Annotated in this window: 21 protein-coding genes; 15 read left to right on the top strand and 6 right to left on the bottom strand. The window is 70.5% G+C overall.

Going from position 1 to position 21,533, the window contains the following annotated elements:
- Window positions 1-93 precede the first annotated feature (93 nt).
- The 5 genes from urtA to urtE all read left to right on the top strand — a co-directional run bounded on the left by urtA (window position 94) and on the right by urtE (window position 5,097).
- The gene (gene urtA / locus ABIE38_RS15535; RefSeq protein ID WP_354057757.1) at window positions 94-1,347 is read left to right on the top strand and encodes an urea ABC transporter substrate-binding protein; all 1,254 of its coding nucleotides are present in this window, start codon (window positions 94-96) and stop codon (window positions 1,345-1,347) included.
- Window positions 1,348-1,431: 84 nt separating this feature from the next.
- Complete coding sequence (gene urtB / locus ABIE38_RS15530) at window positions 1,432-2,316, top strand: urea ABC transporter permease subunit UrtB (protein ID WP_354057755.1); 885 nt, start codon at window positions 1,432-1,434, stop codon at window positions 2,314-2,316.
- Entirely contained in the window at window positions 2,313-3,497 is a 1,185-nt protein-coding gene (urtC, locus tag ABIE38_RS15525) for an urea ABC transporter permease subunit UrtC (RefSeq protein WP_354057753.1), read from the top strand. Before urtB ends, urtC begins: the two co-directional genes overlap by 4 nt.
- Window positions 3,494-4,399, top strand: a complete 906-nt coding sequence (gene urtD / locus ABIE38_RS15520) for an urea ABC transporter ATP-binding protein UrtD (protein ID WP_354057751.1) — start codon at window positions 3,494-3,496, stop codon at window positions 4,397-4,399. The genes urtC and urtD overlap by 4 nt, the downstream gene beginning before the upstream one ends.
- Window positions 4,396-5,097, top strand: coding sequence for an urea ABC transporter ATP-binding subunit UrtE (urtE, locus tag ABIE38_RS15515; RefSeq protein WP_179523259.1), 702 nt, complete (start codon window positions 4,396-4,398; stop codon window positions 5,095-5,097). The genes urtD and urtE overlap by 4 nt, the downstream gene beginning before the upstream one ends.
- A 120-nt stretch (window positions 5,098-5,217) precedes the next feature.
- Here the strand turns inward: urtE and ABIE38_RS15510 are convergent, their stop codons facing one another.
- The gene (locus tag ABIE38_RS15510) at window positions 5,218-5,859 is read right to left on the bottom strand and encodes a TetR/AcrR family transcriptional regulator (RefSeq protein WP_354057749.1); all 642 of its coding nucleotides are present in this window, start codon (window positions 5,857-5,859) and stop codon (window positions 5,218-5,220) included.
- A 57-nt stretch (window positions 5,860-5,916) separates the two neighbouring features.
- Here ABIE38_RS15510 and ABIE38_RS15505 point away from each other — a divergent pair, with 57 nt between their 5' ends.
- Both ABIE38_RS15505 and ABIE38_RS15500 read left to right on the top strand, forming a co-directional pair.
- The gene (locus tag ABIE38_RS15505) at window positions 5,917-7,188 is read left to right on the top strand and encodes a cytochrome P450 (protein WP_354057748.1); all 1,272 of its coding nucleotides are present in this window, start codon (window positions 5,917-5,919) and stop codon (window positions 7,186-7,188) included.
- Between the two features lie 182 nt (window positions 7,189-7,370).
- The gene (locus ABIE38_RS15500; protein WP_354057746.1) at window positions 7,371-8,900 is read left to right on the top strand and encodes a DUF4389 domain-containing protein; all 1,530 of its coding nucleotides are present in this window, start codon (window positions 7,371-7,373) and stop codon (window positions 8,898-8,900) included.
- Here the strand turns inward: ABIE38_RS15500 and ABIE38_RS15495 are convergent.
- On the bottom strand, window positions 8,897-9,565 hold the full coding sequence (locus ABIE38_RS15495) for a TetR/AcrR family transcriptional regulator (RefSeq protein ID WP_354057744.1): 669 nt from the start codon (window positions 9,563-9,565) through the stop codon (window positions 8,897-8,899). The genes ABIE38_RS15500 and ABIE38_RS15495 overlap by 4 nt on opposite strands.
- 81 nt (window positions 9,566-9,646) lie before the next feature.
- Between ABIE38_RS15495 and ABIE38_RS15490 the strand changes: the two genes are divergently transcribed.
- From ABIE38_RS15490 to ABIE38_RS15475, 4 genes are all read left to right on the top strand, one after another.
- Entirely contained in the window at window positions 9,647-10,123 is a 477-nt protein-coding gene (locus ABIE38_RS15490) for a nuclear transport factor 2 family protein (RefSeq protein ID WP_354057743.1), read from the top strand.
- 64 nt (window positions 10,124-10,187) lie between these two features.
- Window positions 10,188-10,916, top strand: coding sequence for a sulfite exporter TauE/SafE family protein (locus ABIE38_RS15485; RefSeq protein ID WP_354057741.1), 729 nt, complete (start codon window positions 10,188-10,190; stop codon window positions 10,914-10,916).
- Window positions 10,917-10,974: 58 nt separating this feature from the next.
- Entirely contained in the window at window positions 10,975-11,820 is an 846-nt protein-coding gene (locus ABIE38_RS15480) for an SDR family NAD(P)-dependent oxidoreductase (protein WP_354057739.1), read from the top strand.
- A 79-nt stretch (window positions 11,821-11,899) separates the two neighbouring features.
- The gene (locus ABIE38_RS15475; protein WP_354057737.1) at window positions 11,900-13,336 is read left to right on the top strand and encodes an amidase; all 1,437 of its coding nucleotides are present in this window, start codon (window positions 11,900-11,902) and stop codon (window positions 13,334-13,336) included.
- Between the two features lie 312 nt (window positions 13,337-13,648).
- Here ABIE38_RS15475 and ABIE38_RS15470 read toward each other — a convergent pair whose 3' ends face one another.
- The 3 genes from ABIE38_RS15470 to ABIE38_RS15460 are packed head-to-tail and all read right to left on the bottom strand — an operon-like array spanning window position 13,649 to window position 17,204.
- Window positions 13,649-15,253 (bottom strand): ABC transporter substrate-binding protein, encoded by a 1,605-nt coding sequence (locus ABIE38_RS15470; protein ID WP_354057735.1) that lies wholly within the window; start codon window positions 15,251-15,253, stop codon window positions 13,649-13,651.
- A complete protein-coding gene (locus ABIE38_RS15465; RefSeq protein ID WP_354057733.1) occupies window positions 15,250-16,287 on the bottom strand; it encodes an ABC transporter ATP-binding protein in 1,038 nt (345 codons plus the stop codon). The genes ABIE38_RS15470 and ABIE38_RS15465 overlap by 4 nt, the downstream gene beginning before the upstream one ends.
- On the bottom strand, window positions 16,284-17,204 hold the full coding sequence (locus tag ABIE38_RS15460) for an ABC transporter ATP-binding protein (protein WP_354057818.1): 921 nt from the start codon (window positions 17,202-17,204) through the stop codon (window positions 16,284-16,286). The genes ABIE38_RS15465 and ABIE38_RS15460 overlap by 4 nt, the downstream gene beginning before the upstream one ends.
- Here ABIE38_RS15460 and ABIE38_RS15455 point away from each other — a divergent pair.
- From ABIE38_RS15455 to ABIE38_RS15440, 4 genes are all read left to right on the top strand, one after another.
- The gene (locus tag ABIE38_RS15455; protein ID WP_354057731.1) at window positions 17,149-17,382 is read left to right on the top strand and encodes a hypothetical protein; all 234 of its coding nucleotides are present in this window, start codon (window positions 17,149-17,151) and stop codon (window positions 17,380-17,382) included. The two genes, ABIE38_RS15460 and ABIE38_RS15455, sit on opposite strands and share 56 nt — an antisense overlap.
- Before the next feature lie 121 nt (window positions 17,383-17,503).
- Window positions 17,504-18,622, top strand: coding sequence for an ABC transporter permease (locus ABIE38_RS15450; RefSeq protein ID WP_354057729.1), 1,119 nt, complete (start codon window positions 17,504-17,506; stop codon window positions 18,620-18,622).
- On the top strand, window positions 18,615-19,604 hold the full coding sequence (locus ABIE38_RS15445) for an ABC transporter permease (protein ID WP_354057727.1): 990 nt from the start codon (window positions 18,615-18,617) through the stop codon (window positions 19,602-19,604). Before ABIE38_RS15450 ends, ABIE38_RS15445 begins: the two co-directional genes overlap by 8 nt.
- The gene (locus ABIE38_RS15440; RefSeq protein WP_354057725.1) at window positions 19,588-20,331 is read left to right on the top strand and encodes a TetR/AcrR family transcriptional regulator; all 744 of its coding nucleotides are present in this window, start codon (window positions 19,588-19,590) and stop codon (window positions 20,329-20,331) included. Before ABIE38_RS15445 ends, ABIE38_RS15440 begins: the two co-directional genes overlap by 17 nt.
- A 7-nt stretch (window positions 20,332-20,338) precedes the next feature.
- Here the strand turns inward: ABIE38_RS15440 and ABIE38_RS15435 are convergent, their stop codons facing one another.
- On the bottom strand, window positions 20,339-21,532 hold the full coding sequence (locus ABIE38_RS15435; protein ID WP_354057723.1) for an FAD-dependent oxidoreductase: 1,194 nt from the start codon (window positions 21,530-21,532) through the stop codon (window positions 20,339-20,341).
- Window position 21,533: the final 1 nt, after the last annotated feature.

Raw genomic sequence — 21,533 nt, 5'->3', positions numbered from 1 at the left:
CTCACATGAAACTCATAACTTTGCGTTCATCGAGCGTCGATCCCCGAGAAGCGGGGGCCACCGACCGCCCGCCCACGGCAAGGATGAACCCGAGTGAAATCCATCTCCAGACGCACTGCTGCCGCCGCCGCCCTCGTGGTCCTGGGGGCCGGAGCCCTCACCGCCTGCGGCAACCGCACCTCGGACACCGCCGCGGCCTCCGCGGAATCGTGCGTGGACACCTCCGGTGACACCATCAAGATCGGGTCGCTGCACTCCCTCTCGGGGACCATGGCGATCTCCGAGAGGACCGTGCGTGACTCCGTCGAGCTCGCCGTGGAGCAGATCAACGCCGACGGCGGAGTGATGGGCAAGCAGATTGAGACCGTGGTCGAGGACGGGGCCTCCGACCCGGCCGTGTTCGCGGAGAAGGCGCAGAAGCTCATCACCAGCGACTGCGTGGCCGCGATCTTCGGTGGCTGGACCTCCTCCTCCCGCAAGGCCATGTTGCCGGTGGTGGAGGACAACAACGCGCTGCTGTACTACCCCGTGCAGTACGAGGGGCTGGAGGCGTCGGAGAACATCTTCTACACCGGCGCCACCACCAACCAGCAGATCGTCCCGGGGTTGGAGTACCTCAAGGAGCAGGGTGTCGAGTCGATGTACCTCGTCGGCTCGGACTACGTCTTCCCGCAGACCGCCAACCGCGTGATCAAGGCGTGGGCGGATGCCAACGACGTCGAGATCCTCGGTGAGGACTACACGCCGCTCGGGTCCACCGACTTCTCCACCATCGTCAACAAGGTGCGCACCGCCGACCCGGACGCCGTGTTCAACACCCTCAACGGCGACTCCAACGTGGCCTTCTTCCGTGAGTACACCAACGCCGGCCTCACCGCCGAGGACACCCCGGTGGTGAGCGTGTCGATCGCCGAGGAGGAGGTCCAGGGCATCGGCGCGGACAACATCGAGGGTCAGCTCACGTCGTGGAACTACTACCAGACCATCGAGAGCCCGGAGAACACGTCGTTCGTCGAGGCGTTCAAGGCCAAGTACGGCGAGAACCGGGTCACCTCGGACCCGATGGAGGCCGCGTACACCTCTCTGTTCCTGTGGAAGAACACGGTCGAGAAGGCGGGCAGCTTCGACGTCGCCGAGATCCAGGAGAACGCCGGCGGGGTCAGCTTCGACGCCCCGGAGGGCACCGTGACGATCAACGGGGACAACAACCACATCTCCAAGACCGCACTCGTGGGGGAGATCCGCCCCGACGGCCTGATCTACGAGGTGTGGAGCTCGGGCGAGCCCATCGAGCCGGACCCCTTCCTCGAGGGCTACGACTGGGCCGGCGACCTGTCCGGTAACTGACCCAGTCCGAGTCCACCGCCCCCCGCGGCGGTCCCGGTCACCGGGGCCGCCGCGGGCGGGCGCACGCAGGAGAAAGGAGCCGGTGTGGACGTCATCATCGGTCAACTCGCGACGGGACTGAGCATCGGCTCGATCCTGTTGCTCGCAGCGCTCGGCCTGTCCCTGACCTTCGGGCAGATGGGCGTCATCAACATGGCGCACGGCGAGTTCATCATGGCCGGTTGTTACACGGCCTACGTCATCCAACAGTTCGTCGCCGCCTCCGGGGCGGGGCTGGCGATCTCCCTCGTGGCGGGGTTCGTGGTGGGTGGCCTGCTCGGGGTGATCCTCGAGGTGCTGCTCATCAGACGGCTGTACGCCCGACCGCTCGACACACTGCTCGTCACCTTCGGCGTCGGGCTGGTGCTGCAGCAGATCGCGCGCGACATCTGGGGCGCCCCCGCCGTCAACGTCGAGGTGCCCGGGTTCCTGCGCGGGAACCTGGTCCTGTTCGGGGCGTCCGTCCCGTACACGCGCGTCTTCATCTTCCTTCTGGCCATCACCTGCGTCGCCGCCCTCATGTCGGCCATGCGCTTCACCCCGATGGGGCGGCGCATCCGGGCCGTCACCCTCAACCGTGATCTCGCCGAGAGTTCCGGCATCAACTCGCGCCGCAGTGACCTGACCACGTTCTTCATCGGCTCCGGTCTCGCAGGGGTGGCGGGCGTGGCGCTGACGCTCATCGGGTCCACGAGTCCCACGATCGGGCAGTCCTACCTCATTGACGCCTTCCTCGTGGTGGTGGTCGGGGGCCTCGGTCAGCTGCGGGGCGCCGTCATCGCCGCCTTCGCGTTGGGGATCCTGAACTCGTTCTTCGAATACTCCACGACCGCCTCCGTGGCGAAGGTGCTCGTCTTCGTGACGATCATCGTCTTCCTCCAGATCCGCCCGCAGGGTCTGTTCGCCGTCAAGACCAGGAGCCTGGCATGACCGACACCGCCACCATCGGCACCACCACCCCGGACCCGGCCGAGCCGGCCTCGGGTCGTCGGGGCCGGCCACCTCGTCTGCCCCTGCCCGGTGCGCTGACCACGGAGGGCGAACGACCCCGCTGGGTGTTCTGGGTGGCGCTCGCCGTCGCCGCGATCCTCATCTTCGGCGTCGCACCCGCGCTGCTGAGCGAGTTCCGGCTCAACCTGCTGGCCAAGTTCTTCTGCTTCGGCATCGTCGCCAGCGGGATCGGCCTGGCGTGGGGGCGGGGCGGCATGCTCACGCTGGGCCAGGGCGTGTACTTCGGCGTCGGCGCGTACGCCATGGCGATGTACCTCAAGCTGGCCGACGCCCGCGACCGCGGCGGTCCCGACGCCCTGCCGGACTTCATGCAGATCGCCGGGATGCGGTCGCTGCCCGGGTACTGGGAGCCGTTCGCCTCGCCGATCTTCACCCTCGTGGTGATCCTGCTGCTACCACCCCTGCTGGCCTTCGGCTTCGGGTACCTCGTGTTCAACCGCAAGGTCAAGGGCGCCTACTTCGCGATCCTGTCCCAGGCCCTCGCGGCCGCCGCGGCGATCTTCCTGGTCAGCCGACCCGAGCTCGGGGGTTCCAACGGGCTCAACCGGTTCACCGGGTTCTTCGGCTTCGCCCTGTCGGATCCGGCCAACCGCCAGATGCTGTACTTCATCACCGGCGGCGCGCTCATCGGCGTGGTGTTGCTGGTGCGCCAGTTCATGCAGTCGCGCTTCGGTGAGCTGCTCGTGGCCGTCCGCGACCAGGAGGAGCGGGTCCGCTTCCTGGGCTACGACCCGGCGCTGGTCAAGTCCCTGGCGTACGCGGTCGCCGCCTTCGCGGCCGGGATCGCGGGGGCGTTGTTCGTCCCGATCGTCGGGATCATCTCGCCCTCGGCGATCGGCATCGCCCCGTCGATCGCGTTCCTCATCGGCGTCGCGATCGGCGGCCGGGCCACGTTGCTCGGCCCGGTCCTGGGGGCGATCGGAGTGGCCTGGGCGCAGACGACCTTCTCCGAGGCCTATCCGTCGCAGTGGACCTACCTGCAGGGCGTGCTCTTCATCGTCGTCGTGGGCTTCCTGCCCGGCGGGTTGGCCAGCCTGTTCGTCATCCGCCGGCGCCGCAGGTCCGCCGAGTCCGCCACCACCCCAGAGGAGAACTCATGACCCCCACCGCTGTGGCCACCGGCTCGACCGGGGCCGGAGGCGGCCGGACCGGCGCCTCGACGGGACGGACCTACCTGGAGGTCCGCGGTCTGACCGTCTCGTTCGACGGGTTCCGCGCCGTCGACGGGGTGGACCTGACGCTGATCCAGGGCGATCTCAAGTTCCTCATCGGACCCAACGGCGCGGGCAAGACCACCGTCGTCGATGCCATCACGGGGCTGGTCCCGGCGACGGGGACGGTCGACAAGACCGGCCAACCGGTGCTGGGGATGAAGACCCACAAGATCGCGCGGATGGGGATCGGCCGGACCTTCCAGACGGCCAGCATCTTCGAGGACCTCACGGTGGAGCAGAACCTGGACATCGCGGCCGGCTCCGGTCGGGGATGGATGACCCTGCTGCGCCGTCGCAGGGGCCGCGCGACCGTGGTCGCGGAGACGCTGGACACCATCGGCCTCGAGCACCTGGCCGGCACCAAGGCCGGGGTGCTGGCCCACGGTCAGAAGCAGTGGCTGGAGATCGGCATGCTGCTCGTCCAGGACTCCGACGTGATGCTCCTCGACGAGCCCGTCGCCGGCATGGGGGCGGACGAGCGCAAGGCCACCGGCGAGCTGCTCCAGCGCATCGCCGCCGACCGCACGGTGGTGGTGGTGGAGCACGACATGGACTTCATGCGCGACTTCGCCACCTCGGTCACCGTCCTCGCGGCCGGCAAGGTCCTCGCCGAGGGCACGGTCGCCGAGATCCAGGCCGACCCCAATGTCCAGCAGGTGTACCTGGGCACCGCGGCCGCCACCGGCACCGAGCTGGAAACCGGCACCGAACTGGACACCGGCACCGAGCTGGACACCGGCACCGAGCTGGACACCGGCACCGATCCCGAGATGGAGTCAGACGAATGAGCGCACTACTGCAGATGTCGGGCGTCCGCGCCGGGTACGGCGGGTCCGAGGTGCTCCACGGGGTGGACCTCGAGGTCCCCGCCGGCGGCGTGGCCGCGGTTCTCGGGCACAACGGGGCGGGAAAGACGACCCTGCTGCGGGCCGCCGTCGGCCTGCTGCCGTGCAAGGCCGGCACGATCACCTTCGACGGCCAGGACATCACCGGACTCAAACCGCATGGCCGAGTGGCGCTGGGTATCGGTTACGTACCCCAGGGGCAGCAGTCGTTCACCCAGCTCACGACCGCCGAGAACCTGCGGGTCGTGGCCGACGGGCGCAAGCGGGGGAAGGCGCTCATCGACGAGTCGCTCGACCTGTTCCCGGCGCTCAAGGAGCTGCTGGACCGGAAGGCCGGGCTGCTCTCCGGTGGCCAGCGGCAGCAGCTGGCCATCGCCCGGGCGCTCATCACCGAGCCGCGGCTGCTGGTGCTGGACGAGCCGACCGAGGGCATCCAGCCCAACGTCGTGGCCGAGATCGAGCGGATCATCGTGGACCTGGCCTCGCGCGGCGACCTGTCCGTGCTGCTGGTCGAGCAGCACGTGGGGTTCTCGCTGCGGGCCTCGGACGTGTTCTACGTGGTGGAGTCGGGGCGGGTCACCCACTCGGGCGCCTCCGATGACACCGCCGCCCACGAGGTCACGTCCGCGCTGGCGATCTGAGCGGCCGGGCCCCTCTCGTCAAGACCGTTCCGCACACATCGGCCGAGAGGCAGGTGTGCGGAACGCTCTTGACGATGCCGCGGGCCGGGCGGTGGGGCCGGTCAGCGCGGCGCGGGCCGGTCAGCGCGGCGCGGGCCGGTCCAGTCCCCCCGCGAGCCAGTCCACGAGGTCGGCCACGTACTCGTGGTGGGGCGGGCCGGCCTCCGGGGGGTCGCAGGCCCGCACCGCGAGTTCGGCGGTGAGCATCACGATGAGCTGCCGGACCCGGTGCCCGGCGAACTCCCTGCCGCAGCGGTCGGCCGCGGCCGACACCAGCATCTCGAGCTGGTCCTGGAGCGCGGTGTCGGCGACCGGTCCGCCGGTGACCGTCCGTCCGACCTCGGCGAGCGCCCCGACCTGGGCGATCACGCGGAGTGTGCAGCGGCCCTCGTCGTCGTCCAACAGGTCCGCCAACGGTGACACGACCGCCCGGACGATCTCCGTCAGGTCGGGGGTCGACGACGCCCACCGCTGCAGATCGTCCCGACGCTCGTCCTCCATGCGCAGGACCCCGCGGAGCAGCACGTTCTCCAGCAGGCCCAGGCGGCCCCCGAAGTGGTAGTTGATCGCCGAGTCGTTGCCCTGGCCGGCGTCGCCGACGATGTCGCGGATCTTCGCCGTCCGCCAGCCGTCGGAGGCGAAGCGGCGCAGTCCGGCCTGGTAGAGGGCCTCCCGGGTGGCGGTCGATCGGGGCTGGCGTGAGATCGCGGTGGAGCGGGGCACCCGCCCGAGTCTAGATCGCCTCTTCCCACTGTCTAACAGTACGTGTTAAATGTGGCCATGACCCGCCCAGTGCAGTCCATCCGCGAGCCGGCACCGACCGAGCCGGCCTTCGATCCGTTCGACCCCGCGCACCTGGTCGACCCCTATCCCGGCTACCGGAGGTTGCGCGAGACGGACCCGGTCCACCTCCACCGTGGAGACGGCACCGCGGCCCGCCCGGATTTCTGGGCGCTGTCCCGCTACGCCGACGTGGACGCGGCCGTCTGCGACCCGGAGGCGTTCTCCTCGGCCAGCGGACTGACCTTCTACCGCGACGAGATCGAGAAGCTGGGGCTGGCACCGACCATCGTCATGATGGACCCGCCGGAGCACTCCGGGAAGCGCCGGCTGCTGGCCAAGGCGTTCTCGCCGAAGCGGGTCACCGAGACCGAGCCGCAGATCCGCGACTTCGTCCGTGGGCGCCTGGCGGAGATGGCCGAGAGGTACGACGACGACGAGGTGGTCGATCTGCACCGGGACTTCAGCTCGCAGATCCCCACTTTCGTGCTGGCGCAGCTGTTCGACCTGCCCGCCGCGGACCGCCCGCGGTTCGGCCCGTGGGTCAGCGCGCTGACGACCCTGCAGGAGGAGGGGTTCCGCCCGGCCGGCCTCGAGGGCGGTGCGGTGGACGCGGTGGCCGAGATGTTCGCCTACTTCGGCGAGTTGATCGCCGAGCGACGCGAGAACCCGGGAGAGGACCTCGTCTCCGCGCTGACGCAGGCCGAGATCGACGGCGAGCGGCTGGACGACTGGGACATCCTCGGGTTCTGCTTCGTGATCGTGGCGGGCGGCAACGACACCACCGGCAATCTCATCTCGCACACCGTCGCACTCCTCGACGAGCACCCGCCGCAGCGGGAGCTGCTCGTGGCGGACCCGGGGCTGATCCCCGGCGCGCTCTCGGAGTGTCTGCGCTTCGAGTCCAGTGTGCAGGCGCTCGCCCGGACGACCACCCGCGAGGTGACGGTCGGCGGGGTGACGATACCGGCGGGGGAGAAGGTGATGATGCTCTACGGCTCGGCCAACCGCGACGAGCGCGAGTTCGGTCCCACCGCCGGAGAACTCGACATCACCCGCGAGATCACCGGGCACCTGGGATTCGCCCGCGGCCCGCACTTCTGCATCGGCTCGCACTTCGCGCGTCTGCAGGCGCGGATCGCCGTGGAGGAGCTCTACGCCGCGCACCCGGCCGTCGGGGTCGATCAGGGTTCCGCGGTCCGGGCGCTCTCGCCGTTCACCCGCGGGTTCCACTCGCTGCCCGCGACGGGGTTCTCCGCGCGCCGGCCCTGACGCCGCGGCCCTGAGGTCCCGCGGCGGGGCGCCTTCTGTGAACGGGGGTGGCCCGGGGCCGGAATCGGGGCTGGAGGCCCGGGTGAGTGGGCGTCACACTGCTCACATAAGAGTAATGTCACCCGATGTAGGCGGATGCGCCGTCGCTGGCGGATCCGCACCCCACTGCACGAGGATTCATCATGGCAACTCCACAGGCCTCCCCGTCCGGGCCGTCCTCCACCTCTATCCACGAACCCAATCGAACCCGCCCGGTGAACTGGGTCATGCTCGTCGCGGGGGTCCTCCTGGCCGTGTTCGGCCTCGGGATGACCGCGACCGGCGCAGCCCTCGTGGTGGCCGAGGCGTCCCAGCGCGACGGTCGATACGCCTACTCGGACACCGAGCGACTCCAGACCGTCGGCCACGCGATCACGACCTCGCCCCTGGAGGTCCACGTCGACGAGGGCGCCACCGTCGGCACCTTCGGTCTCGACGACCTGATCAGCATCCAGCTTCGCGCGACGCCGGTGGTCCCCGATCAGGACGTGTTCATCGGCATCGCGGATGCGTCCGATGTCTCGGCCTATCTCAGCGACGTCCCCCACGCGGTGTTCGGCGACGACCCGTGGGACACCGGGTACACCGTCGACACCCCGATGGAATGGGGTTCGGGGTACCGCGCCGACGCCGAGCTCGACGAGGTGCCCGGCACCCGCGCCCCCGAGCCACCGGCCGACCAGGACTTCTGGGCCCAGTCCGCGACGGGCGGCGCCCAGCAGACCCTCACCGTCGACCTGCGGTCCGGCGACTGGGTGGTCGTGGTGATGAACGCCGACGGCACCCGACCGGTGTGGGTCGACGTGCAGGTGGGCGCGCACACAGAGTTGTTCGGGCTCGCCGCTCCCGGGGTCCTGGTCACCGGGATCGTGGCGCTGGTGCTGGGCCTGCCGCTGATCCTCCTGGGGGCCGCCGGGCTGGGGCGCGACATCGACCCCGGGCCCGGTGCGGGTATCCACGCCGCCGGCGCGGGTCCCGACCCGCTGCGTCTGACCGGGCTGCCGGACCCGCAGGTCTCGCGCGCGATGTGGCTGATCAAGTGGTTGCTGGCGATCCCGCACTACATCGTCATGGCCCTTCTGTGGTTCGCGCTGGTGATCACCACCATCGCCGCGGGCCTGGCCGTGCTGTTCACCGGTCGCTATCCGAGGTCGTGGTTCATGTACAGCGTCGGTGTGCTGCGGTGGAACTGGCGCGTGGGGTTCTACGCCTACTCCGTGCTCGGCACGGACCGGTACCCGCCCTTCTCGCTGGCACCCGCCGATTACCCGGCCGAGTTGGACGTGGCCTACCCCGAGCGGCTCTCGCGCGGTCTGGTGCTGGTCAAGTGGTGGCTGCTCGTGATCCCGCACCTGTTCATCGTGGGCATCCTCACCGGCGGCGGGGCGGCCCTGAACAGCGCCTCGGCGAACGGGGGCGCCGAGTGGAACATCTCGCTGGTGGGCCTGCTCGTGCTGATCGCCGCGATCGGGTTGCTGTTCACCGGCCGCTACCTGCCCGGGCTCTTCGACCTGATCGTGGGACTGAACCGCTGGGTGTACCGGGTCGGCTCGTACGTCCTGCTCCTGCGTGACGAGTACCCGCCGTTCCGCCTGGACCAGGGGCCGGAGGAGCCGGTCGGCCACGGTCCGGAGGAGCCGGTCGGGCACGTCCCGACGGGGCCCGTCGTCTAGTCCGTCCCGTCCCCGCCGTCGCGGTGGCCCGTCACCATGCGGGCGAGGAGGTCGGCGAGCCGCTCGTCGATCTCCCCGCGCTGGTCGGCGGGGATGTCCAGGGTGTCCAGCAGTGCGCCCCGCAGCACCGGCCAGGCGTAGACGGCGGTGAAGACCAGGAGCAACTCGACGTCCCCGGCCGGCGGGGGAGAGGTCATGCGCCTCAGCGCGGCGGCCGGTCGCTCGGCCGGGTCGACCATCGGCGGGAACGCCGCCTCGCCGTCCAGGGCCAACCAGGCCAGGAGGCGACTGATCTCCGGGTGCGCGGTGGCGCCGAGCAGCATCCCGCGCACGGCTTCGCCCGCGTCGTCCAGGTGCTCGAGCCGCGCGGCGCCGAGCCGCACCGCCTCCTGCATGACGGTGGTCAGCAGGGCGTCCTTCCGGCCGACGTGACGGTGGATCAGTCCGAGGTTGACGTCCGCGGCGTCCGCGATATCGCGCAACGGCACGTGCGGCCCGCGCTCGGAGAGCAGTCTGCGGGCCTCGCGTAGGACGGCGGAGCGGACCTCGTCGCGACCGGTCGGGCGGGGTCGCGGGGCGCCGTGCCCGCGGGTGGGCGCGGAATCGGGCGGGGTCGGTCCGGGGAGGCCGTCCTCGTCGTCGTCGGATCGGTTCTCACTTTCCATTCCCAAACTGTACACAATTGACTACAGTCGGGTTGACGGGTGTGGATTAGCGCGCCCCGCCCCTCGTGTGAAAGGCCGACGATGACCACCACCGACCGCCGCGACGACATCGACGCGATCAAGTCCCTGAAGTACCGCTACCTGCGTTGTGTGGACCTGCGACTGTGGGACGAGCTCGCCGAGACGCTCGCTCCCGAGGTCTCGGCCTCCTACGGCAAGCGCCTGTCCTACACCGGCCGCGACGAGGTGGTGGCCGGGCTGCGGGAGCAGATGACCGACGACGTCATCACCGAACACCAGGCCCACCACCCGGAGATCGAGGTCGACGGCGACACCGCCACCGGCCGCTGGTACCTGCAGGACCGGGTGATCGTGCCCGCCTTCGACACGATGATCATCGGAAGCGCCTTCTACGAGGACACCTACGCGCGCCAGGACGGGCGCTGGGTCATCACGAGCACCGGCTACAAGCGCACCTACGAGGCGATGCTCAACCTCAAGGACATCCCGAGCTTCCAGCTCACCGACAACCACCTCGCTCCCACCGGCGGGCAGTGAGGGCGCGGGCGGACGGTGCGAACTCTGTTCGGCGAGTCGGTGACGGCGGCGGCGACGGTGACGCGTGGAACTGATCGTCATCGCCGCGCTGTGCGTGGCGGCGGCCTCGGTGATCGGCGGTGCCACCGGGTTCGGCACGTCCCTGTTGGCCACCCCGTTGATGCTGATGGCGGGGATCGGACTGGCCGAGACGGTGGTGGTGAACCTCGTCGTGGCCCTGGTCACCAGGGTGGGCGTCACCGTGCAGTTGCGCGACCACATCACCTGGCCGCGCGTGGCGGTGCTGGGTCTGGCGAGCGTGCCGGGCGCCTGGTTGGGCGTTCAGACCATCGCCTTTCTGCCGGAGGAGCACCTCAAGCCGGCGGCGGGTGCGATCACCGTCCTGTGCGGGGTCGCGATGGCACTGCCCGCGGCCAGGACGACCCGACCGCCCTCGAGGACCGCGACCGCGGTCACCGGGGTGATCAGCGGGTATTTCTCCACCACCACCTCGCTCAACGGACCGCCGGTCGTCCTGCTGCTCAGCCGGGCCAGGCTGCCGCCGCTGGGCTTCATCGCCGACCTCGCCGGGTACTTCGTCATCACCAGCCTGGTCTCCCTCGCACTGCTGTGGTCGGGCACCGAGGTCGACCTGCCCGGCCTGCTGCCCATGATCCTGGCCTGCACCGTCGTCGGCGTGCTGGCCAACCAGCTCGGGATCGGCATCGCCATGCGACTTCCCACCCACGTGTTCCGCTCCGCCGTGATCTCCCTCGTGGTGATCGCCGGCCTCGTCACCATCGCCACCGCGTGACCGCCGTGGCGCCCCGTTCCCACTTCCACAGATTCCCGTACCGACCCCGGAGGACCCCATGACCGACAGCACCGCGCAGACCGACACCACCGTGCAAGCCGACACCACCGTGCAGCACACCGAGCACGCCGGCACCGGACGGGAGAACCGACTGGCCGGGAAGGTCGCCATCGTCACCGGCGGCGGGCAGGGGGTCGGGGAGGGCATCGCGCTCGGCCTGGCCGAATCCGGCGCCGCGCTGTTGCTGGTCGGGCGTCGGATGCGCAAGCTCGAGCGGGTCGCCGAGATCATCCGCTCGAACGGTGGCACGGCCGAGTGCCTGGCCGTGGACATCATCACCGACGGCGCCCCCGAGGCGATCATCGCGACCGCCGTGGAGAAGCTCGGCGGGGTCGACATCCTGGTCAACAACGCCAACATGGCCATGCCGCTTCCGCTGTCCGACTACCCGGACGACGAGTTCCGTAAGGCCTTCGAGGGTGGCCCCCGCGTGACCTTCACCCTGATGAAGCTGGCCCGGCCCGAGATGGCCAAGCGCGGAGGGGGCACGATCATCAACCTCGTGACCGCCGCCGCCGTCCGGTGGGACGCCGCGAACTACGGCGTCTACGCCGCGGTCAAGGAGGCCATCCGCGCCCTGACCCGCGCCGCCGCCTACGAGTGGGCGGCCGAGGGCACCCGCGCCCTCAACGTGGCGCCGCACGCCCACAGCCCGGGACTGGACTGGTGGATGGAGAACAACCCCGAGGAGGCGGAGGAGTTCGTGTCGAGCATCCCCGCCGGCCGCGTGGGCGACCCCCTGACCGACATCGGTCGCCCCGTGGCCTGGCTGTGCTCGGCCGAGGCCTCGTACCTCAGCGGCGCGACCATCCCCCTCGACGGCGGCCAGTCCCGCTGGGGCTGACCTCGTCGTCGTCATCACCGGCGCGAGCCCTGCCGCGCGACACCGACCCGCCCCCACCCTCGCCGTGGAAAGGCCCACCATGACCGACACATCCATCCCGGCCGGCCGCGACGCGGTCGCGCTCGCCGCCGACGTCCGCGCCGGCATCACCGACCCCGCCGAGGTGCTCGAGACCGCCGTCGCCCGGATCGAGGCCCTGGACCCCGCGCTCAACGCCATGGTCTCCACCCGCTTCGACGAGGCCCGCGCCGAGGTGGCGGCCGGGCTCCCCGACGGGCCCCTGCGCGGGGTGCCGATCGTGATCAAGAACCTCGGCACCGAGGTCGCCGGCCAACCGGCCTCGGACGGCTCGCGGCTGTTCGCGGACGTCGTCGCGACCGTCGACAGCACGGTCGTCCAGCGGTACAAGGCCGCCGGGATGATCGTGCTGGGCACCACCAACGTGCCCGAACTCGGCAAGACCACCACCACCGAGTCCCTCCTGCACGGCCCCTGCCACAACCCGTGGGACACCGCCTATTCCACCGGCGGTTCCAGCGGCGGCTCCGCGGCGGCGGTCGCCTCGGGCATGGTGCCCGTCGCGCACGCCACCGACGGTGGCGGCTCGATCCGCATCCCCGCCGCCATGTGCGGGTTGGTCGGACTCAAGCCGAGTCGGGGACGGGTCCCGAGCTGGCCGCATCCCGCCGCGCTGGCCGCGCCGATCTCCTACCACCACGCGGTGACCACCACCGTTCGTGACAGCGCCGCGCTGCTGGACGCGGTGGCGGGGCACGTGCCCGGCGACGCCTACGGTGCCCCGACACCCCGGCGGCCGTTCCTCGACGAGGTCGGGCGCGAGCCCGGAGTCCTGCGGATCGGCGTCCTGCGCACCGCCCCGGGCCCGTTCCCCACCGACCCCGAATGCACCGCTGCCGTGGACCGGACCACCGACCACCTGGCCGGACTCGGGCACGAGCTGGACGAGCTGGACCTGGGGATCGACGTGATCGAGGCGATGAGGACCGTCGGCGACATCATGGGCGCGAGCCTGCGCGCGAGCATCGAGGACAGGCTCGCCGCGCTGGGACGCGAACTGCGCGCCGACGACCTGGAGCCCTGGACCGTGGCGATCCTCGACAACGCCGCCTCGCTCACCGCACCCGCCGTGGCCCGCGCACTGCAGACCGCCCAGCGGATCGGGTGGCAGGTGGCCGACGTGTTCACCGCCGGCGGGTTCGACGTGATCCTCCTGCCGACGCTGCCGGCCACCACGCCTGAACTGGGCTTCCTCGACGTCACCGACCCGCAGTCCATGTGGACGAGGTCGTCGATGTTCTCGGCGGCCACAGGCATGTTCAACGTCTCCGGCCAGCCTGCCATCTCCCTGCCCGCCGGCGTCGACGCCCGCGGCATGCCGGTGGGGGTGCAACTGGTCGCCGACTACGCGCGCGAGGACCTGCTGCTGCGGCTGGCCGGTCAGCTCGAGGCGGCCGCACCGTGGCCGGCGGTGGCCCCGGGATTCGCGAGGTGGTGACGCGCGGGCGCGCCGGGCGGTGACCCGCCCGGCGCATCCGCACCCGTGCCCGCTCATCCGCTCCCGCGCCCGCACGTGTCGACTACAGCCGCCTGCACGCATGACGTCTCGCCCGCGCCCCGGTACACGCGCGACGTCATGGTCGCGCGCGGCTGTGGGCGGGAGAGAGTCGGGCGATCATTCCTGGATCCGGCCGGGACACGGGCGGGGCCCCGGGCGGCCTCGCCGTGGGGCGGGAGCCCGGGGCCCGTGTGCGTGGGGGCGGAGTGGAGCCGGCCCGCCAGGGCCGGCGGTGGTCACTCCTGAAGAGCGTCACTCCTGAACGAAGGCCCCGTCGTAGAGCACCGTCGAGGAGAGGGTCGGGGTGAGTCCGCCGACGGTGTCGGAGATCGCGACGTACTGCTCGGCGTTGGCCATCACGGTGAACGGCTGCACCTCGTTGAAGACCTCCTGCAGGCGGTTCAGCGCCTCCTTCTGGGCGTCGAGGTCGGCGGCGGCCTTGAGGTCGATGATGGCCGCGGTGAGCTCCGGGTCGTCGATCCCGGTGATGTTGGTCGCCCCGGTCGGGAGCATGCCGCTGGCGAAGGCGGCCGCCGGATCGGCATCCGAGGTGGCCAGTCCGCCGATCACGATCTCGAAGTCCCCGGTGAACTGACGTGCCGTGACCTGGGAGACCGGTGCGTTGTCGATCACGACCGTGAATCCGGCCGCATCCAACAGCGCCTTGGCCACGACCCCGGCCTCGATGTTCTCGGGACCGTCGCCGATGAGCATGCGCAGGGTGCCGTCCCAGTCCGGGGTGTCGGCCTTGACCTCTTCAACCAGGGCCCGGGCCGCCTCCACGTCGTACGCCGGCCCTTCCTGGCCGTCGTACAGGCGGGAGGAGTCGGCGACCAGTGCGGAGGTGGCCTGACCCTCACCGTTGTAGAGGCGCTGGTTCCACAGGTCGCGGTCCAGCGCGGCGGCGACGGCCTGGCGGGCACGGACGTCGGTCAGGACGCCGTCGTATCCGGCCTTGCCGGAGTTCATGTTGATCACCGAGCCGGAGCTGATGATCTCCTCGAAGCCGCGGACCTCATCGTCCTGGGCCATGTTGACGAACTTGGCGCCGCGCAGGAACCCGACCTGGACCTCGCCCGTCTGGAACGCGTCGTAGGTGCCCTGGGATCCGGGGATGCGGATGAACTTCAGGGTCGGGCAGACGGGACCCCCGTAGTAGTCGGGGTTGGGCTCGAGCACGGTCTCCTGGTCCGGCGTGAAGTCGGCGACGGTGAACGCGCCGGCGCCGATCGGGTTGCTGGCCCACTCCTGCGGGTCGGCGGCCTCGTAGGCTTCCCGCGGGATGACCTCTCCGACGGTTCCGGCGAGCGTGATGGGGAAGCCCGCCCACGGGTCGGCGAGCGTGAACTCGACGGTGAGCGGGTCCACGACCCGGGCGTCCTGGATCTCCATGGCCTCGGTCATCGCGACCGACCGGGTGGCGGGGTCCTTGTGCAGGCCCACCGTGAACGCGACGTCCTCCGCGGTGAGCGGGTCGCCGTTCGAGAAGGTCACGCCGTCGCGCAGGGTCAGGGTCCACACGGTGTTGTCGTCGTTGGACTCCAGCGATTCGGCCAGCTTGGGCTCGAACTCCTCGGCCTCCGGGTTCCACACCATCAGTCGGTCGTAGACGGCCGCCGACTGGGCGCCGCCGCGGACGCCGTACTGGCCCTGGCCGGGCGCGAAGCTGGGGAGCATGGAGAACTCGCCCACGGTGATAGTGCCGCCGGCGCGGTCCTCGGTGCAGCGCTCGGACTGGTCCGGCGCGAGGCCCTCGCCACCGGCCGCGGCGGTCGAGTCGTCTCCGCCCCCGCCACATGCGGTCAGGGTCAGGGTGGCCGCCGCTAGTACGGCCAGTGCGCTGGTGGTGCGCTTCATCGGTTCTCCTCGAGAGGGTGGTGGCACGCGACCTTGTGGCCGGGTGCGATGACGGTCAGCTGTGGGCGTTCGGCGGCGCAGATCTCGGTGGCCCGGGGGCACCGGGTACGGAAGCGACAACCGGACGGGGGGTCGAGCGGGGAGGGCAGCTCCGAACTCGTGGCGGTGATCGGCGACTCGCCGAGCGTGTCGGCGAGTGTCCCGCCGAGCGTCGGCGCGGACGAGATCAGCAGCATCGTGTACGGGTGGGCGGGCGCGCGGTAGAGCGAGGAGGTGTCGGCGACCTCGCACACCGTGCCGAGGTACATCACGGCCACCTGGTCGGCGATGTTGTGCACCACCGACAGGTCGTGGGAGATGAACACCATCGTCAGCCTGTAGCGCTCCTTCATCTCCTCGAGCAGGTTGAGGATCTGCGCCTGAACGGAGACGTCGAGTGCGGAGACCGGCTCGTCGCACACCAGCACCTCGGGCTCGAGCACCAGCGCCCGGGCCAGCGCGATGCGTTGGCACTGACCGCCCGAGAACTCGGACGGGCGCCGGCCACCGGCGTGTTCGGGGTCCAGGCCCACCGCCTCGAGGGCCGCGTCGACCCGGCGCCGGATCTCCTCCCGGCCGCCGTCGACGCCCTGGATCTCCAGTCCCTCCGCCACGATGTCCCGGACCTTGCGGCGGGGGTTGAGCGAGGAGACGGGGTCCTGGAACACCATCTGGATCAGCTTCCGTGCCCGGGTGAGGGAGGCCCCGGACAGCGAGCACAGGTCGGTCTCGTCCACCATCACCCGCCCGGAGGTGGGACGGGGGAGTTGGAGCAACGCGCGGCCGAGGCTGGACTTCCCGCAGCCGGATTCGCCCACCAGTGCCAGCGTCCTGCCGCGGGGGACGTCGAGGGAGACGTCCGAGACGGCGTGGACCGTCCCCTTGCGGGTGCGGTACTCGACGGTCACGTGATCCACGACGAGCTTGGCGTCACCGGGCCGTCCCGCGTCCGGCGGGGTGGGCGCGTCGGCGACGTGCTGACTGGAGCCGGTCATGAGGCCTCGCTGCTGGTGCGGTGGTGGACGGGGACGGTGGGGTGGAGACATCCGACGCGGTGGACGGTGGTCGCCGTGGGGTGGGATGTGGAGCCTGTGGTGAGGTCCTCGAGAGGGGGGTCGACGACGAGGCAGTCGTCCGCCACCCGTGGGCATCTGGGGGCGAACCGGCATCCCGGAGGCATCTCGCGCAGGTTCGGCGGGCGCCCCTCGATCACGGTGAGCCGGGTGTGCGGAGGCAGGTCCGGCCGCGGGATCGAGTCCAGCAGTGCGCCGGTGTAGGGGTGCGCGGGTTCGTCGAGCAGCGCCCGGGTGTCGCCCACCTCGAGGAACCGACCGGCGTACATGACCCCGATCCGGTCGGTGTGCTGCGAGACCACGGCGAGGTCGTGGCTGACCAGGATCATCGCCATGTCACCGTCGGCCTGCAGCCCGTGGAGGAGGTCCAGGATCTCGTGCTGCACCGTCACGTCGAGCGCGGTGGTGGGTTCGTCGGCGATGAGCAGCTTGGGCGAGCAGGACAGGGCGATCGCGATCCCGACGCGTTGGCGCATGCCGCCGGAGAGCTGGTGGGGGTATTCGGTGAGGCGGGCGCGGGGGGAGGGGATCCGGACCCGCTCGAGGAGTTCGACCGCGCGGTCGGCCGCTTCCCGGCGACCCAGGCCCAGATGGTGCCGCAGCGGGTCGATGATCTGCCGGCCGATGGTCCGGATGGGGTTGAGCGAGGTGAGCGGGTCCTGGAAGACCATCGCGATCTCGCGTCCCCAGAACCTCTGCGCCTCGCGCTGGGACAGGGCGAGGACGTCCCGGCCGTCGAAACGGACCGTCGAGGAGGGATCCACCCGCGCGGTGGTGGGGGCGATGCCCATGATCGAGCGGACGAGCATCGACTTGCCGGAGCCGGACTCGCCGACGATGCCGATCGTCTCGCCGCGGCGCAGGAAGATGTCGACCCCGTCGACAGGCGTGATGCGCCCGGAGGGGGTGTCGATGTGGGTGCGGAGATCCCGGACCTCGAGCAGCAGGTCGTCCCGGTCGTTCGGCGACGCGGGTCGGCGGGGTGGTGCGGCGGCGATGACGGCCTCCTCGGTGTGACGGTCCGGTTTAAGTCAACTACTTAGAACGTGTTGCTGTGACGAGTATCACGGCATATGGTGTCTACGTCAAGACGACTAAGTAACCGCCTCAGGCGGTGTCTCAATCGAAGGGTCTCTACGTGCTCAGGTTCATTGGCGAACGCGCTCTGCACGCGGTCGTCGTCGTCGTACTCGCCGCGACCGGCGCGTTCTTCCTCATGGAGGCGGTGCCGGGCGACTCCGCGGCCTCGGCCGTCGGCCCGGGGGCCACAGCGGAGCAATACCAGCTGGCGAGGGAGGAACTGGGGCTGGACGACCCCGTGTGGACCCGGTTCACCGACTGGGTCGGGGGCGTGGCCTCCGGCGACCTCGGGAACTCACTGGTCCCGCCCAACCAGTCCGTGTCCGAGATGATCGGCAACGCGCTGCCGGTCACCATGCAACTCGCGTTCCTGTCGATCATCCTGTCGCTGGCGATCGCGGTGCCGGTCGCCGTGTGGTCGGCATACCGGCGCGGTGGGGTGTTCGACCAGGTGGCCTCGATCGTGGCGTTCGCGTTCATCTCGGTGCCCAGCTTCGTGGCCGGACTGCTGCTGATCTACCTGTTGGTGTTCAACCACTCGTTGGCGCAGCAGTTGATCCTCGGGGCGGCGGTGGTGATCGGCCTCGCGGTGGCGCTGTCCCCGCTCGGCAGGCGGGGCGGCCCCGGGTCACCCGGGGTGATGTGGGGCCGGGCCCTGATCGGTGGCGTCGCGGTGGGCGCGGTACTGGCCCTGCTCGCCCTGTTCCTCCCCGAGTTCCCGCGTCAGGGCTACGTTCCGCTGGCCGACGGACTGGGTGAGAACCTGAGGAGCATCGCCCTGCCGGCCATCACCCTCGCCCTGATGGAGGTCGCGATCTTCACCCGCGTCCTGCGGACCGACATGATCTCCACCCTCCAGCAGGACTTCGTCCTCTCCGCGCGCGCCAAGGGCATGCCCACCCGGCACGTCCTGGTCGCGGAGGCGCTCCGCCCGTCCACGGTCTCCATCATCACCCTGGCCGGGATCAGCCTGGGCCGGCTCATCGGCGGGACGGTGGTGGTCGAGCGGCTGTTCAACCTCCCCGGGATGGGCAGCATGATCGTCGACGCCGTCCAGAACGACAACCTGCCGGTCGTCCTGGGCGGCGTGATCGTGATCGCCGTGTTCTACGTCCTGGTCAACATGACCGTCGACGTCACGTACGCACTCATCGACCCGAGGATCCGCCGTGGCTGACACCGACCCGACCCGCCCCGATTCCACCCGCGCCGACTCCACCCGCGCTGCGTCCGGGCCCGTCGCGGATCCCGCCGTCAACGCCGGCCCTGCCGTCGTCGCGGATCCCATCGTGGTCGCGGCCACCCCGGTGCGCCGCCGACCGAGGATGCCCCGGATGTCCGGACTCGGCACCGCGCTCGCCCTGGGCTGGACGATCGTCATCGTCCTGGGTGCACTGTTCGTGGACTTCCTGCCGCTGGCCGAGGCACGGGACCCGTCCCTCGCGCTGATGACGCCGTCGACACTCGCCCCCGACCTGATGTCCGAGCATCCCCTCGGCACGGACGGTCAGGGCCTGGACATCCTGGGAGGTCTCCTCTACGGCGCCCGGGTCTCACTGGTCGTGGGTATCGGCGGTGTCCTAATCGGGGCCCTGGTCGGTGGCGCGCTCGGCCTGGTGGCCGGCTACCGGGGCGGGTGGACCGACCGCATCGTCTCCATCATCACCGACACCCTGCTGGCGTTCCCGTCGCTCATCCTGCTCATCGCCATCGTCACCGTGCTCGACCCGACTCTGCCCAACATCACCCTCGCCCTCGGGATCATGGTGGTCCCGGCCTACGCGCGACTCGTACGGGCCAACGCGATGAGCTTCGCCGGCCGGGAGTTCGTCACCGCGGCGAGGTCGCTCGGGGCGGGCGAAATACGGATCATGCTGCGGGAGGTCACCCCGAACATCGTCCAACCGGTCTTCTCGTACAGCTTCATGCTCGTCGCCGTGCTGATCGTGGCCGAGGCCTCGCTGAGCTACCTGGGGCTGAGCATTCCCCGGCCGGAACCGACATGGGGCAACATGATCAGTGCCGGTCAGGCCGATTTCCAGCGATACCCGTATCTCGTCGGGGTCCCGGCGGTCGTACTATTCCTGACGGTGCTCAGTTTCAATCAGCTGGGCGAGGCGGCAGGTCGGAAGTGGAGTCCCGGTGCAGCGAAGATCTGATGAGACCTCAGCCGAGGGGGGCGCAGCCGACGTGGCCGAGGCCCCCGCGGAGACCGGGAACCCCGGGGAGGCAGGCGATTCCCGCGAGGCCAAGGACGCCAAGACGGCGATGATCGAGGTCGCCGAGAAGATGATCAGCGAACGGGGGCTGGACGACGTCTCGATGCGCGACGTCGCGACGGCCGCCGGTCAACGCAACAACTCCGCGGTCCAGTACCACTTCGGCAGCCGCGACGGGTTGATCCTGCAGGTGTTGCGCCGCCGCATCATCTCCCTGGACTCCGCCCGGAAGGCGCGGCTGGCCACGGCCGACGAACAGGGTCTGGGCTACGACCTGCACACCCTCGTCGGGGTGCTGTTCGAACCGATCGTCGAGCTCCTCCGCGCCCACCCCGAGGCCACGCACTACGCGCGGTTCCTGCAGAGGGTCGGGCCGGTGATGGCTCCCGGCATCCCGGAAGCGGATCTGCGGACCGCGACCGACGACGTGGTGGTGCGGCTGATCGACGTGCTCTCCCACCTGCCGCGGCGGGTGGCGTTCGAACGCATCGACCTGGCCACCCAGATGTTCACCGGGGCGCTGGCGGTCTACGAGGACCGCCGGGACGCCCGGAATTCGGTGGTCAACGCCCGGTTCGAGGAGGTCGTGGCGCACCTCTACGACATGATCGAGGCCGCACTGCGTGCCGGGGCCGGGGCCGGGGTAGGTACCGGGTCGCGGGACTGACCCGCTGTCACACCCGCCCGCGGAGCAGCTTCCGGAAGTAGACCACCGGCTGGAGATACCGGTCGAACGCGTAGGTCGAGCGTCTGGGCTTGGTCAGATCGATCCCGCGGACCGACGGTGCGGGCCGGCCGTCCCGGTCGTGCTCGACCAGCATCAGCCGGTCGCGGCTCACGGCGATCGGGATGATCGTGTAGCCGTCGTACCGCGTCCCGGGGCCCCCGTCCCGGGCCGCGCGCAGATTGTCGGCGACCACCGCCACCTGCGATCTCAGCGCCCCTCCGGACGGGCGGGTGTCGACGGTCGCGGCGTCGCCCAGGCCCCAGACCGAGTCGAGGCGCGCGTGGCGCAGGGTCCGGGGGTCCACCTCGACGAGTCCGGCGTCACCGCCGTCGGACAACCCGGCGTCGGCGATGAATTTCGGCGCGCGGCTCAGAGGCGTGACGTAGGCCAGCTCGACGTCCTCGATCGTGGTGGGGACCGGACCGTCGAGAGTGACGGTGCGGGCGTGGTGATCCACGGCGGCGACCTCGGATCCCTCGTGCACGGTGATGCCGTACTCCCGGAGGTACGGCTGCAGCCGCGAATCGCACGTGTCGAGTCCGAGCAGTCCGTGGAACGGGGTCACCAGGTGCACGTCGATACGATCGAGCACCTTCTCGCGCCGCCAGCGGTCGCACGCCAGGAACATGGCCTTGAGCACGGTACCGCCGCAGGAGGCGGGTTCGGGTGGCACCGAGAACACCACGGTCCCCTCGCGGAGGCGGACCAGCGCGGCGCACGCGCGACCCGCGTACTCGGGCACGTGGGCCGAGGCCGCCCACCCGGCGACGTAGGCCTTGTCCAGTCCCGGGATCGCATCCCACCGAGGGGTCAGGCCGGGGCACACGACCAGGTTCTCGTACGTGACCGTGGGGCCCTCTTCACGCGGACCGAGGGTGACGGTGTGGGCGTCCGTGTCGACCCGCCCGGCCAGGTGGGGGAGCAGTTGGACGCCGGCGGGGACGACGTCCGTCATCGCGCGCTCGTACCGCCTCATCGGTGCCAGGCCGGTGGCGGCGTAGTTGAGCATCGGCCGGTACCGGTGCACGGGACTCGGGTCGACCAGCGCGATGTTGTGCCGGCCGTCCCGGCGCAGGCGCGCCGCCAGGGAGACCCCGGCGTTGCCCGCTCCGATGATCACGGTGTCGAACGCGGCGGACATG

The sequence above is a fragment of the Dietzia sp. 2505 genome (genome assembly GCF_040546785.1).
Classification (GTDB): Bacteria; Actinomycetota; Actinomycetes; order Mycobacteriales; family Mycobacteriaceae; genus Dietzia.
Note: the sequence above shows the minus strand (reverse complement) of the source record. Positions and strands in the feature narration are given on the sequence as shown.